Genomic DNA, 13233 nt, shown 5'->3' on the forward strand with positions numbered 1-13233 from the left:
CGAGCCATGACGACTGATCTCCCCGGACCCTCCCAGGAATCCGTCCGCCCCCTGCTGCGCCCGGGCGCCCGCATATTCGTCGCGGGCCACCGCGGCCTCGTCGGCTCGGCGCTGGTGCGCCGCCTCACCTCCGACGGCCATGAGGTGATCACCCGCGGCAGGGACGAACTCGACCTGCGCGAGGCCGAGGCGACCGAGGCGTTCCTGCGTGACACCCGCCCGGAGGCGGTCGTGCTGGCCGCCGCCAAGGTGGGCGGGATCATGGCCAACAGCACCCGTCCGGTGCAGTTCCTGGAGGACAACCTCCGGATCCAGCTCGCCGTGATCGCGGGCGCGCACGCGGCCGGGATCCAGCGGCTGCTCTTCCTCGGCTCGTCGTGCATCTACCCCAAGCACGCCCCGCAGCCGATCCCCGAGGACGCGCTGCTCACGGGCCCGCTCGAACCGACCAACGAGGCGTACGCGCTGGCCAAGATCGCCGGGATCGTGCAGGTCCAGTCCTACCGCCGGCAGTACGGCGCCTCGTACATCAGCGCCATGCCCACCAATCTCTACGGCCCCGGCGACAACTTCGACCTCGAGACCTCGCACGTGCTCCCCGCCCTGATCCGCCGCTTCCACGAGGCGAAGCGGGACGGTGCGGACGAGGTCACCCTGTGGGGATCCGGCAGTCCCCGCCGCGAGTTCCTCCACGTCGACGACCTGGCAGCCGCCTGTGTGCGGCTGCTGGAGGTGTACGACGGTGCGGAGCCCGTCAACGTCGGCTGCGGCGAGGACCTGACCATCCGCGAACTGGCCGAAACGGTCCGTGACGTGACGGAGTACCGGGGACGAGTCGTCTGGGACACCTCGAAGCCCGACGGCACCCCGCGCAAACTCCTCGACGTGTCCCGGCTCTCCTCCCTCGGCTTCAAGCAGCAGATCCCCCTGCGGGACGGCATCGCCCGCACCTACGCGTGGTGGCTCGGCAGCCAGGCCCCGAGGGGCTGACCGTCCGGCCGGGCGGCCGCGGTGCGTCCTGATCCGGTGCACGCGGGCCCTCTCGTGTCCGCCCACCGCGTCTCAGTACGCCCCGCGGCCGTCGGTGACGGCGCGCACCGTACGGGCGAGGAGCCCCATGTCCGTGGCCACCGACCAGTTGTCGACGTACCAGAGGTCCAGCGAGACCGTCTCCTGCCAGGAGAGGTCCGACCGCCCGCTGACCTGCCACAGGCCGGTCAGGCCAGGCCGCACCGCCAGCCGCCGCAGCTCACGTTCGTCGTAGCGCGACACCTCCTCCGGCAGCGGAGGGCGAGGACCTACCAGGGACATGTCACCCCGTAACACGTTGAGGAGCTGCGGCAGCTCGTCCACGGACGTCCGCCGCAGGGCGTGGCCGATCCTGGTCACCCGGGGATCGCGGCGCATCTTGAACATCGGTCCCTCGCTCTCGTTCGCTGCCGAGAGCTGCTCCCTGCGGGACTCCGCGTCCGCCACCATCGTGCGGAACTTCCACATGGTGAACGGCCTGTTGTGGCGGCCGTGACGGGTCTGGCGGTGGAACACCGGGCCGGGTGAGGACACCCGCACCGCCAGGGCCACCCCGAAGAGCAGCGGAGCGAGCACCAGCAGCCCGAGCGCGGCACCGGCCCGGTCCACGACGGTCTTGAGCAGGGCCTGGGGGCCACGCCGCAGCGGCGCTGCGACATGGAGCAGCGTCAGCCCGGCGGCCGAGGCCGGCCGCACCCGTGCCGCGGCGACCCCCGACAGGTCCGAGAGCACACAGAGGGCCAGCCCGCCGTCGTGGAGGCCCCACGCGAGCCGGCGAAGCCGGTCGTCCTCGAGTTGGGGACCGGGCGCGACGAGCACCAGGTCCGCGTCATGGGCGAAGGCGCCGCCCAGCACCGTGGACACGTCGTCGTCGGCGGGTTCGGGCGCCAGCCGCCCCGGCACCGGCGTCCCGCAGTCCGGCGCGTCCGGCCCCACCGGGACCACGGCCACCGCCGTGTACGGGTGCCCCTTGCGGGAGTTGAGCAGATTCACCGCCCGGTCCAGGCCCGCCGCCTCGCCGACCACCAGGACCCGGCGCGTCTCCCGCCGCAGCCGGCCCGCGACCCCGGCGAGGACCGCCAGCGCCAGGCCGGGCACCAGCGCCGCGACGGCGGTGGCCGGGTCGGGGCCCCCGCCCGTCACGGCCAGCAGTACGGCCAGTACGCCGATGAGCGCCAGCCAGTCGCCCAGGGGACCGTACGGCCCTCCGGCGCTCTCCCCCGGCAGCCGCCGCGCATACCGGCCGCGGACCGCGCGTACTCCCGTCCACAGGAGCGCGGCCGGCACCGCGGCGGTCAGCGCTCCCGGCTGTTCGCCGGCCCGCAGCACGAACCAGGCCGGTGCCCCCAGGCCGAGCAGGTCGGTCAGGACGAGGAAGGGCACACGCGGATCGGGCCTCTTCCTCGCCCGCGGTCTCTCCGCGTGGTCGCGCTCGACAGTCGTCGGGGCTCTCCACAATTGCTCCGGAGCCATGCGGTTCCGGGAAGCGGCGGTACGCGGTCGTGGTGCCCCCGCCAGCCCGACAGGCCCGGATATATCCGATTCAGGTATTTCGACATGCCCCATGAACCCCCCAGCCACAGTTGCATCCCCACAAACGGGGCGCATCCGTCGATCTCATGGACTGACGGATGCGCCCTCGCTCGGTGCACGATATCCACACACGTGCCATTTCGCTGGAGTTCTCGTGAAGTTCAGACAGGCCGGACGTTGTGATCCGCGTCGCCCTGTCCGGGCGGCCTCGAGGGGGCCCGCCTAAAGTAGAGGTATGGAACCGCTTTCCGGGGAACAGACCGATCAGCTCGTCGCGATGGTGACGGACCTGGCCAGGCAGGGGCGCACGGAAGAGCTCGTGGAGTTCTTCGACCACGGGCTGCCGGTCGACGTCCAGGACGCCGGGGGCAACACGCCCCTCATGCTCGCCGCGTACCACGGACACACGGGGACGGTGCGCGCGCTCATCGGGCGCGGCGCCGACGTCGACCTGCGCAACGGCCGGGACCAGTCACCGGTCGCGGGAGCCCTGTTCAAGGGTGAGGACGCGATCGTGGGAGCGCTGATCGCCGCGGGCGCCGACCTCGACGCGGGGACCCCGAGCGCGCGGGCCGCCGCGGAGATGTTCGGGAAGACCGCTCTGCTCGGCTAGGAGCTGTCCGGACGATCACGGTACGGCCACCTGAGCCCCGGACCCCCTCGCCCGACAAGCCAATCCGAGCCGAACCCGCCCAGCCGGTCCGGCTATTGGCCCTCGACATTCGGGCGGCCCAGGAGACACCGGGAAACCGCTACCCGGGCCCGTGCGTGACTGACTACTCTCACCTTCCTCTGACGAGCACTGATATGGGGAGCGCATGACGCAGCAGTTCACCGACCGCCAGGGCCGGGCCGTGGTGCTCGAGGAGATCACGGAGGACAACTGGCGTGATGTCGCCGACGTGGCGCCCGCCGACGAGCAGCGCCGGTACGTGGCCGCCCTCGCGGCGCGCTATCTCCTGCTCTCCCAGCGTGGCGAGGTATGGACGTCCCTCGGTGTCCGCGCCGGTGACGACATCGTGGGCCACGTCATGTGGGCGTACGACGACGAGGACGGCACCCACTGGATCGGCGGCATGGTAGTGAGCGCGGGCGAGCAGGGCAAGGGAGTGGGCCACGCCACTCTGGGCACCGTGATCGAGCGCCTGTCGGCGCTGCCGGAGTGCCGGGAGATCCGGCTCTCGTACCACCCGGACAATGCTCCCGCCGGCCACCTCTACACCTCGTTCGGCTTCCAGCCGACTGGGGACTTCGAGGACGAGGAGATCGTGGTGGCGCTGCCAGTCACCTAGTAGTGCTTCGTTACCTTGAGTGATCTTGCCTGGTGGTGGGCGTCTTTGGGGTGTGAAGCTGGGGGGATGTCGAGCGGCTCCGGGGTGAGACGAGCCGGGCCGCTGCCGCCGGGCCGGCATCCCGGACGGCACCGTCCATCAGGAGAAATGGCGCCTCGCGCTCGGACTGCTGGACAACGTGAGCGAACGAGGGCTGAGAGCCCCGGTCGTGGTCGCCGATGCGGGTTACGGCGTCAGCACGCCCTTCCGCCACGGTCTGGAGGCGCGGGGCCTGTCGTATGTGCTGGCACTGACCGGGAAGGAAGTCGCACACGAGCTGAGCATCGAGCCCTACCAGCCGGATTACGGAGGACTGGGCCCGCCGACGCTGGCGCGCTACCGGACGGCGCCGCGAGCTCTCTCCCTCCATGCGGCCGAGGCCGCTGCCGCCGGCCACTTCACCGAGGTGGCTTGGCGGCAGGGCAGCAAAGGGCGATGACCTCACGGTTCGCGGTCCTGACGGTTCGGACGGCGGGCAAGCAGTCACTGGCCGCCGCCCGAGCGGCAGGCGGCGGACGCAACCAGTGGGACGGTGTCCTGCCCCCTTCTACCGACCTGGTCGAGTGGCCCACACGCCGGCCTGACCCTCTATCAGGTGTTGGACCTCCTCCAGGACCTGCTGAAGGGCTGGACCGGCACCTGCACCACCTGCAACCGATCCCTGCCCCGCAACCGAACCAGACGCAGAACCTGACGAAGCACCACTGGCCGGAGCCGCACGAAGGGCCTCGGGCGACCGTGTCGCCCGAGGCCCTCGCGTTCGGTGGCCGAGTCGCGCTACTTGGCGGCCTGCAGCGCCTCGATGGCCTTGCGGACACCCTCGCCGTAGGCCGGGTCGGCCTGCGTGCAGTGGTGGATGTGACGCTCGACGGTGGCCTGCGAGGCACCGTCGATGGCCCGGGCGGTGTTGCCGAACAGGGCGTCCTGCTCGTCCGGGGTCATCTGCCGGAACAGGTTCCCCGGCTGCTCGAAGTAGTTGTCGTCGTCCTCGCGGTAGTCGAACCGGTCGGCCGCGGCGCCGTCGAGCGCCAGACCCGGCTCGGCGAACTGCGGCTGCTCCGCCCAGCGGCCGTAGCTGTTCGGGGTGTAGCCGGGCACGGCGCCCTGGTTGCCGTCCACGCGCAGCTGGCCGTCGCGGTGGTAGGTGTTGACGTTCTTCGCGCCGCGGGGCTGGTTCACCGGTATCTGGTGGTGGTTGACGCCGACGCGGTAACGGGCGGCGTCACCGTACGAGAACAGCCGGCCCTGCAGCATGCGGTCGGGCGAGGCGCCCACGCCGGGCACGAGGTTGGCCGGGGTGAAGGCGGCCTGCTCCACGTCGGCGAAGTAGTTCTCCGGGTTGCGGTTGAGCTCGAGCTCGCCGACCTCGATGAGCGGGTAGTCCTTCTTGGACCAGACCTTGGTGAGGTCGAACGGGTGGTAGCGGTACGTCGCGGCGTCCGCCTCCGGCATGACCTGGATGTAGAAGGTCCACTTCGGGTGGTCGCCGCGCTCGATGGCGTCGAACAGATCCGCCTGCGAGGACTCGCGGTCGTCGGCGACGATCGCGGCGGCCTCCGCGTCGGTCAGGTTCTTGATGCCCTGCTGCGTACGGAAGTGGAACTTCACCCAGAAGCGCTCGTTGCTCTCGTTGATGAACGAGTAGGTGTGGGAACCGAAGCCGTGCATGTGGCGGTAGCCGTCGGGGATGCCGCGGTCCGACATCACGATGGTGACCTGGTGCAGGGCCTCGGGAAGGTTGGTCCAGAAGTCCCAGTTGTTCTCCGGCGAGCGAAGGTTGGTGCGCGGGTCGCGCTTCACGGCGCGGTTGAGGTCCGGGAAGTGGTGGGGGTCGCGGTGGAAGAAGACCGGCGTGTTGTTGCCGACGACGTCCCAGTTGCCCTCCTCGGTGTAGAAGCGGAGGGCGAAACCGCGGATGTCGCGCTCCGCGTCCGCCGCGCCGCGCTCACCGGCGACGGTCGAGAACCGGGCGAAGAGCTCCGTCTGCTTGCCGACCTCGGAGAAGAGCGCCGCCCTGGAGAACCGGGTGATGTCCTGCGTCACCGTGAAGGTGCCGAAGGCGCCCGATCCCTTGGCGTGCATGCGGCGCTCCGGGATGACCTCACGGCTGAAGTGCGCCAGTTTCTCCAGGAACCAGACGTCCTGGAGCAGCATCGGGCCGCGCGGACCCGCGGTGACGGCGTTCTCGTTGTTCGCGACCGGCGCGCCGGCGGCAGTGGTCAGCGGCTTCGTGTTGTCAGAAATTTTCCTGCTCCTCCGTGTGGAAACTTGCAAGCACCGACTCCGGTTCCCGTCGACCGAGCCCGGCCCGGCAACCAGGGCACACGCCCCAGTACGTGACCTCTACGTGGTCGATGGTGAACCCGTGATCCAGGGGCGCCTCGAGGCGCGGAGAGCCGTGCGGGACATCGACGTCGGCGATCGTGCCGCACGAACGGCAGACCACGTGCTGATGGTTGTCCCAGGACTGTCCCTCGTACCGTGCCGGAGAGTTCGGCAGGTCGATCCGCCGCGCCAGTCCGGCGTCGACGAGCGTCTTGAGCACGTCGTAGACGGCTTGGGTCGAGACCGCGCCGATGCGTGTGCGTACCAGGGTGAGGAGGGTACTGACATCGGAGTGCGGGGCCTCGTGGACCGCCGAGAGCACGGCGACCCTGGGGCGGGTCACTCGCAATGACGCTCCGCGCAGGAGGGTCCTGGCCTCGGTTTCGATCACCTACGCAGTGAACCACTTTTCTGGAATGATTCCAATAAAAGAACGAATCCGGCTCTGACCCCGCGTGGCCCCGTGGCCCGGGGAGCGGCCCCGCGGCGCCCCACGGACGCGACGTCCGATTTCCGCCAGCACCGAGGTGCGTGATGCCGCACCCTTGGAGCATGACCAGTGACGACAGCAGGTACGAGGCGGTGACCAGCCGGGACGCCCGCTTCGACGGCGAGTTCTTCTTCGCCGTGTCCACGACCGGGATCTACTGCCGCCCGAGCTGTCCGGCCACCACGCCCAAGCGCCCCAACGTCACGTTCTTCCCCACCGCCGCCGCCGCCCAGATCGGTGGCTTCCGCGCCTGCCGTCGCTGCCGCCCGGACGCCGTGCCCGGCTCCGCGGACTGGAACGCGCGCGCCGACCTGGTGGGCCGGGCGATGCGGCTGATCGGCGACGGGATCGTCGACCGTGAGGGCGTGGCCGGTCTGGCCGCACGCCTCGGCTACAGCGCCCGCCAGGTGCAGCGCCAGCTGAACGCCGAGGTGGGAGCGGGTCCCATCGCGCTCGCCCGCGCCCAGCGGGCCCACACCGCTAGGGTCCTGCTGCAGACCACCACCCTGCGGGCCGCCGAGATCGCGTTCGCCTCCGGCTTCGCCAGCGTGCGGCAGTTCAACGACACGATCCGTGAGATCTACGCGCTCACCCCCGGCGAGCTGCGCACCGCCCGGCCCGGCCGCTCCTCGCGCTTCGGCTCCGTCGGCACCGCCGACGGAGCCGGGGGAGTGCCGCTGCGGCTCGCCCACCGGGGACCGTACGCCGCCGCCGGGATCTTCGACCACCTCGCGGTCCGCGCCCTCTCCGGCATCGAGGAGATGGCCGGCGAGCCGGGTGACCGGACCTACCGGCGCACCCTGCGCCTGCCGCACGGGACCGGCATCGCCGAGGTCCGCGAGAGGACGGGCGACGGCTGGCTGGACTGCCGGCTGCACCTCGGTGACCTGCGCGACCTGACGACCGCCACCCAGCGGATGCGCCGCCTCTTCGACCTCGACGCCGACCCCCACGCGGTCGCCGAACGCCTCGGCGCCGTCCCCGCGCTGGCTCCGCTCGTCGCCCGTACACCGGGGCTGCGGGCTCCCGGTGCCGCCGACGGCCACGAAGTGGCCATCCGGGCGGTCCTCGGCCGGCAGGTCTCCCCAGCCGCCGGACGCCGACTCGGTAACGCGCTGGTGAGGGCCTACGGCGCGCCGCTCCAGGTGCCCAGTGGCTCCCTCACCCGTACCTTCCCCGACGCCGGGGACCTCGCCGGAGCCGGCCTGGAGGAGCTGGGCATGCCCGCCTCACGGCGCGCCACCCTGCGGGCCGTCGCCGCCGCCCTGGCGGACGGGCGGATCGGGCTCGGCCCCGGCGCCGACCGGGACCGGGCCGAGAAGGAACTCCTGGGTCTGCGAGGAGTCGGGCCCCGGACCGCCGGCCGCATCCGCATGCGGGCCCTCGGCGATCCGGACGTGCTGCTGACCGGCGACGTGGCCGCGCGGGCCGGGATGCGGCGCGTGGGAGCCGAGGCGGTGGACTCCGAGGCCTGGCGCCCCTGGCGCACCTACGCGATGCACCACTTCTGGAACGCGGCCGCCGACCGGCGCCGGCTCCCGGCAGCGTGACGTCCGGATTCCGCCGGCCGCACCGGACCCCGCACAGTTGACCCGTACGACCGATGAACCCGGAAGGACCCCGACCATGACGCTCTACACCACGATCGACAGCCCGCTCGGCGAGCTGCTGCTGGTGGGTGAGGAGTCGGCCACCGCACAGGGCGGCACCGCCCTCGCCTCGCTCTCCGTGCCCGGTCAGAAGGGTGGCGAGACGGTCCAGGAAGGCTGGACGGAGAAGCCGGAGGCCTTCGCCGTGATCGTCGCCGAACTGCGCGCCTACTTCGACGGCAGCCGGACCGGCTTCGGCATCGAGTACGCCGTCAGCCGTGGCACCGACTTCCAGAGGCGGGTGTGGGAGGCACTGGAGGCCATCCCGTACGGCACCACGCTCAGCTACGGCGAGATCGCCGCCCGGATCGGCGCGCCGCGCGCGGCCGTGCGCTCGGTCGGCACGGCGATCGGCGCCAACCCCCTGCTGGTCGTACGCCCCTGCCACCGCGTGATCGGCGCGAGCGGCGCCCTGACCGGCTACTCGGGCGGCCTCGATCGCAAGCGGCGGCTCCTGGAGCTGGAGAACCCCCACCGGGCGGCCTGACGGCCCCGTCCTCGACGCACGCGAGTGTCCTCGGGGAATGCGAGTGTCCTCGGGGAATGCGAGGGAGGCGCACCGATGAACGATCACACCCTTCACCTGGCCGCACCCGTGAGGGACCGTCTCGCCGACGGCGCCGGGACCGTGCACGGCCTGCGCGGCGCCGCGCGCACCGTGCACGGCCTGCGGGGCGCCTCGGCGGACGGTGGCACCCGGGAGGCCCGCCACCGCCGGCGCGCCTCCTCCTGCCCGTCGGGGCGGGGGGCGTCATGAGCGCCCTGATCCCGCGCCCCGCCATGGAGGTCGCCCCGGGCGCCTGGCACGTCCCCGGCTGGCTCACCCTCGCGCAGCAGCGCGAGCTGGTGACCGCGTGCCGTGCCTGGGCGACCGGCCCCGTGCCCATCCGGCACACCCGACTGCCGCGCGGCGGTGTCATGTCGGTACAGACCGTGTGCGTCGGCTGGCACTGGCAGCCGTACAGGTACACCCGCACCGCGGATGACGTCAACGGCCGCCGGGTCGCCGAATTCCCGGACTGGATGGTCCGGCTGGGCCGGCGCGCCCACCTGGAGGCGTACGGCGACGAGCACGCCGCACGGGACCACACCCCGGACACCGCGCTCATCAACTTCTACGACGGGCAGGCCAGGATGGGCATGCACCAGGACAAGGACGAACGGTCCTCCGCCCCCGTCGTCTCGCTTTCCATCGGCGACACCTGCGTCTTCCGCGTGGGCAACACCGAGACCCGCTCCAAGCCGTACACCGACATCGAACTCTCCTCGGGCGACCTGTTCGTCCTCGGCGGCCCCTCGCGCTTCGCCTTCCACGGCGTTCCCAAGGTCTACGAGGGCACCGGCGACCCGGCCACCGGCCTGAGTTCGGGACGGCTGAACATCACCATGCGGGTCACCGGGCTCACCTGAGGCCTCTCCCGGCTCCGTTGTCAGTGGGCGCCAGTAGGTTCAGTCGTGTTCCGCCGGTCCGGCGGAGACGACCCCTTAGCTGTGCATTGGAGATGGCGCGTTGTCGGATTGGGAGAGGTCGAGCACGGCGCGGGTGATACCGCCCGCGAGGCCGCGCAAGCTCGCCAAGGTTCCGTTCGTCGAGCTGGCCGACGGACGTCTGCAGGGCGTGGTGTCCAGCGGCTCGGACATCGGCAGGGTCTATGTGTCGTCAGTCGCCACGGGGACCTACGCGTTCGCCTGCAGCACCAACAACAACCGGCCGTGCGGGGGCGCACGCGGATACTTCTGCAACCACATCGGCGCCCTGATCAACGAGGCGGTCCTGCAGTACGGCGCCGAGCGCGTCGTCCGGTACCTGAAGGCCGAGGTCCCGGAGGGCGATGTGGACGGGGCCGGGCTGGCGTCCGCGATGAGGAGCACCCGCCCGCCGATGGACGAGACCAAGGCCGCCGCCTCCGTCTTCAGCCGGTTCCTGCGTCACCTGGCCTACCTCGAACACGCCCCGGTCACCGCACCGTTGCCCGAGATGCAGTTCTTCCCGCCGACCAGGGCGGTGGCCTGATGCGCGCCGGCCTCCTCGCCGAACCCGTAGAGGGACTGGACGAAGCCCTGGCGGCCGTCGACGCCTTCGACCGGGCCCTCGTCGCCGGCCTGCTCCGCCCCCAGCCCGCCGAGGACACCGGCCCGACGCCGCTCGCCGACGCCGTGGCGGGGACGCCGCTGGCCGCGAGGGTCGCCGAGGCCGCCGCCAAGGCGGCGGCCGGAGCGGCGGACGAGGACCACTTCGTGGCCCTGGCCGCCGCGCGGACCGCTTTGCTCGGCTCCGTCCACGACGCGCTGCTGAACCGCGTCGAGGAGGCGACGGGCCGTTCGCGCGGTGCGGAGCCCGCACCGCCGGCCGGTGGGCAGCCGGCGGCGAACCTGCTGACGGCCGCCCGCGCCTGGCTCTCCGACCTGGCGCGCGGCGGATGGCAGGGCCTCGACCACGAGGTGGTGTCCGGAGCGGCGGAGGTCGTCTCCGTCATGCTTCCCGACCCGTCCCTGCGCCGCCTCGCGACCCTCCTCGACGGATTCGCCGCCGAACTCGCCGCGTCCTGCCCCGGCGCGTCGATGGAGCGCTTCCCGGTACGCCGCTGGGCCGACCTCTGGTCACGCGGGATGCTGCTGACGGTGCCCGGCGCGGCGGGTACGCCCGTCACCGGGACCGCCGACGGACGCCTGCTGCCCCTCGGTATCGACGTACAGGAGCACGCGACCGCCGCACAGGCGCAGGTGCACGCGGTGTTCGAGCCCGCGGACGGGTCGGCGCCCCGCCTCGTGCGCGCCAGCGTGTCGGTGCCGAAGCCGGACACGGTCGTAGGAGCCGGCATCTGGCAGCTGCTGCGCCCGCACATGTCGCTGCTCGCGGCTGCCGGCGAGGGCCGCTCGATGGACCTCACCGGTATGCCGGTCACCGCCGAGGGCGACCTGATCTGGAGCGACGAGCACGCCCGCCCCGGTACACCCGCCGAGGCGTTCACCACCGCCCGTGTGGCACTGCCCACCGCGGCAGCCCCGGTGACCGCACCCCTGGACCGGCATCCGGCGCGCATCGCCGTACCCGTCTTCCTGGAGGGCTACACCGCTCGCACGGACGACGACGGTGTACTGACCTTCACCGTCGCGGGGTTCGACCTCGTCGTCGACACGGACCGCATCCCGGCGGCCGGGCCGCTCACTCCAGAAGCCGTGGCCAGGTCCGGTGCGTGCATCGCCCTGATCCGCTGGGACGCCGGGACGTTCGGGGTGCAGCCGCTCGCCGTCGAGACCACGGTGCGGAAGAAGGTGGCCTCGGTGCACGCGGGGGCGTGGGCCGGAGGGACGGCGGACAAGGCGGGGGTCAGGGCGGAGAAGGCCGCCACCGACGCCGCGAAGGTGCTGAGCGAGCGCGCGGGAAGGCTGCTGCGAAAGTGACCGGACAGCAGAGTCCCGAGGTGACCGGGGAGACCTCGCACGACAACCGCCGACAGGTCATGTACTGGCGCCTCCTCGCCCGGCTCTTCGACCACGAGGAGCAGGCGGCCCTGGAATCGGCGAGCCTCGCCGTGGTGGAGGACATCGGACTTCCGGCAACGCTGCTGGACCCGCAGACGTCGGTCGACTCCGTGGTGCAGCGCCATCCCGGGCTGGCCGCCGAGTTCGAGGGCCTGATGGTGCAGGAGGCGGAGGCTGACACCGAAGCCGAAGCCGAAGCCGAAGCCGAAGCCGATGCCGGAGGGGGAGAAGGAGCAGCTGACGACGCCCGCGACCGGGCCGCCGAGGTGCGGCGTGCCGCGCTCGTGTCGAAGGTCCTGCTGAACGTCTTCCACTCCCCGCCCGGCACCGTCACCGCAGGTCAGCTCTCCCGGTGGCAGTCCGACGCGGGCTGGCTCGAGCGCGCGCTCGGCTGCGGGCCCGGCGAGCTGCGCGGCGGTCGTGCCGGAGGGACGGGCGCCGGTCCGGCCGGCACGGGTGGCGGTGGCAGGACCCCCGACCTCGGTCGGCTGATCCCGGAGATCGGCCCGGAGCTGGGCTCCATCGAGGCCGGGCTCGTCAAGCGGATGCGACTGCGCGAAGTGCTCGCCGACCCCCATCTCGCCGGGCAGCTGACGCCGAGCATGTCGCTGATCGAGCAGCTGCTGCGCGACAAGGACAATCTGTCCGGTGTGGCTCTGGCCAACGCCAAGGCCCTCATCCGCCGCTTCGTCGACGAGGTCGCCGAGGTGTTGCGCACACAGGTGGAGAAGTCCACCGTCGGCGCCCTGGACCGTTCGGTCCCGCCCAAGCGGGTCTTCCGCAACCTGGACCTCGACCGCACGATCTGGAAGAACCTCACCAACTGGAGCCCCGAGGAGGAGCGGCTCTACGTCGACCGCCTCTTCTACCGCCACACCGCGCGCAAGACGACGCCCCAGCGGCTGATCGTCGTCGTCGACCAGTCGGGCTCGATGGTGGACTCGATGGTCAACTGCACCATCCTGGCCTCGATCTTCGCCGGTCTGCCCAAGGTGGACGTCCACCTCATCGCGTACGACACCCAGGCGCTCGACCTCACCCCGTGGGTGCACGACCCCTTCGAGACCCTGCTGCGCACCAACCTCGGGGGAGGCACCGACGGTACGGTCGCCATGGCACTCGCCCAGCCGAAGATCGCCGAGCCCCGCAACACGGTCGTGGTGTGGATCTCGGACTTCTACGAATGGCAGACGGAGCCGCTGTTCGAAAGCATGGCCGCCATCCACCGCTCCGGTGCCAAGTTCATCCCGGTCGGCTCCGTGACCAGTTCCGGCCGTGCCAGCGTCAACCCGTGGTTCCGGGAGCGCTTCAAGGACCAGGGGACGCCCGTGCTCTCCGGCCACATCCGCAAGCTCGTCCACGAGCTCAAGACCTTCCTCACCTGAGGCCC

General features: G+C 71.7%; 13 protein-coding genes and 1 pseudogene. 11 read left to right on the top strand and 3 right to left on the bottom strand.

The genetic code is table 11. The annotated features are described in order from the left end of the window. Window positions 1–6: 6 nt before the first annotated feature. On the top strand, window positions 7–990 hold the full coding sequence (locus OO67_RS19530; RefSeq protein ID WP_033302077.1) for a GDP-L-fucose synthase family protein: 984 nt from the start codon (window positions 7–9) through the stop codon (window positions 988–990). A 72-nt stretch (window positions 991–1062) separates the two neighbouring features. Here OO67_RS19530 and OO67_RS19535 read toward each other — a convergent pair whose 3' ends face one another. After that, window positions 1063–2502: a sugar transferase gene (locus tag OO67_RS19535; RefSeq protein WP_078598108.1), complete on the bottom strand. Its 1440-nt coding sequence runs from the start codon at window positions 2500–2502 to the stop codon at window positions 1063–1065. 295 nt (window positions 2503–2797) lie between these two features. On the opposite strand from OO67_RS19535, the gene OO67_RS19540 reads away from it, so the two are divergent. The 3 genes and pseudogenes from OO67_RS19540 to OO67_RS19550 form a co-directional block, all read left to right on the top strand. After that, window positions 2798–3175, top strand: coding sequence for an ankyrin repeat domain-containing protein (locus OO67_RS19540; RefSeq protein WP_033302078.1), 378 nt, complete (start codon window positions 2798–2800; stop codon window positions 3173–3175). A gap of 205 nt (window positions 3176–3380) precedes the next feature. Beyond that, on the top strand, window positions 3381–3854 hold the full coding sequence (locus OO67_RS19545; RefSeq protein ID WP_033302079.1) for a GNAT family N-acetyltransferase: 474 nt from the start codon (window positions 3381–3383) through the stop codon (window positions 3852–3854). 88 nt (window positions 3855–3942) lie between these two features. Then, window positions 3943–4481, top strand: a pseudogene (locus OO67_RS19550) (transposase); the annotation flags it as partial. 189 nt (window positions 4482–4670) lie between these two features. On the opposite strand, the gene OO67_RS19555 reads toward OO67_RS19550, so the two are convergent. Then, window positions 4671–6137: a catalase gene (locus OO67_RS19555; protein ID WP_033302255.1), complete on the bottom strand. Its 1467-nt coding sequence runs from the start codon at window positions 6135–6137 to the stop codon at window positions 4671–4673. After that, entirely contained in the window at window positions 6130–6609 is a 480-nt protein-coding gene (locus OO67_RS19560) for a Fur family transcriptional regulator (protein WP_033302081.1), read from the bottom strand. The genes OO67_RS19555 and OO67_RS19560 overlap by 8 nt, the downstream gene beginning before the upstream one ends. A 161-nt stretch (window positions 6610–6770) precedes the next feature. Between OO67_RS19560 and OO67_RS19565 the strand changes: the two genes are divergently transcribed. The 7 genes from OO67_RS19565 to OO67_RS19595 all read left to right on the top strand — a co-directional run bounded on the left by OO67_RS19565 (window position 6771) and on the right by OO67_RS19595 (window position 13228). Then, a complete protein-coding gene (locus OO67_RS19565) occupies window positions 6771–8258 on the top strand; it encodes an AlkA N-terminal domain-containing protein (RefSeq protein WP_033302082.1) in 1488 nt (495 codons plus the stop codon). Window positions 8259–8334: 76 nt separating this feature from the next. After that, on the top strand, window positions 8335–8844 hold the full coding sequence (locus tag OO67_RS19570) for a methylated-DNA--[protein]-cysteine S-methyltransferase (protein WP_033302084.1): 510 nt from the start codon (window positions 8335–8337) through the stop codon (window positions 8842–8844). A 75-nt stretch (window positions 8845–8919) separates the two neighbouring features. Continuing rightward, on the top strand, window positions 8920–9114 hold the full coding sequence (locus OO67_RS19575) for a hypothetical protein (protein ID WP_033302085.1): 195 nt from the start codon (window positions 8920–8922) through the stop codon (window positions 9112–9114). Further along, a complete protein-coding gene (locus OO67_RS19580) occupies window positions 9111–9767 on the top strand; it encodes an alpha-ketoglutarate-dependent dioxygenase AlkB family protein (protein ID WP_033302087.1) in 657 nt (218 codons plus the stop codon). The genes OO67_RS19575 and OO67_RS19580 overlap by 4 nt, the downstream gene beginning before the upstream one ends. A gap of 100 nt (window positions 9768–9867) precedes the next feature. Then, window positions 9868–10371, top strand: a complete 504-nt coding sequence (locus OO67_RS19585; RefSeq protein WP_078598109.1) for a hypothetical protein — start codon at window positions 9868–9870, stop codon at window positions 10369–10371. Beyond that, window positions 10371–11762, top strand: coding sequence for a hypothetical protein (locus OO67_RS19590; RefSeq protein WP_033302092.1), 1392 nt, complete (start codon window positions 10371–10373; stop codon window positions 11760–11762). The genes OO67_RS19585 and OO67_RS19590 overlap by 1 nt, the downstream gene beginning before the upstream one ends. A gap of 59 nt (window positions 11763–11821) precedes the next feature. After that, window positions 11822–13228 carry a vWA domain-containing protein gene (locus tag OO67_RS19595; RefSeq protein ID WP_382056781.1) on the top strand — a complete coding sequence of 469 codons (1407 nt, stop codon included), beginning with the start codon at window positions 11822–11824 and terminating at the stop codon, window positions 13226–13228. The last annotated feature ends 5 nt before the right edge of the window (window positions 13229–13233 follow it).

The organism is Streptomyces atroolivaceus (assembly GCF_000717025.1).
Classification (GTDB): Bacteria; Actinomycetota; Actinomycetes; order Streptomycetales; family Streptomycetaceae; genus Streptomyces; species Streptomyces atroolivaceus.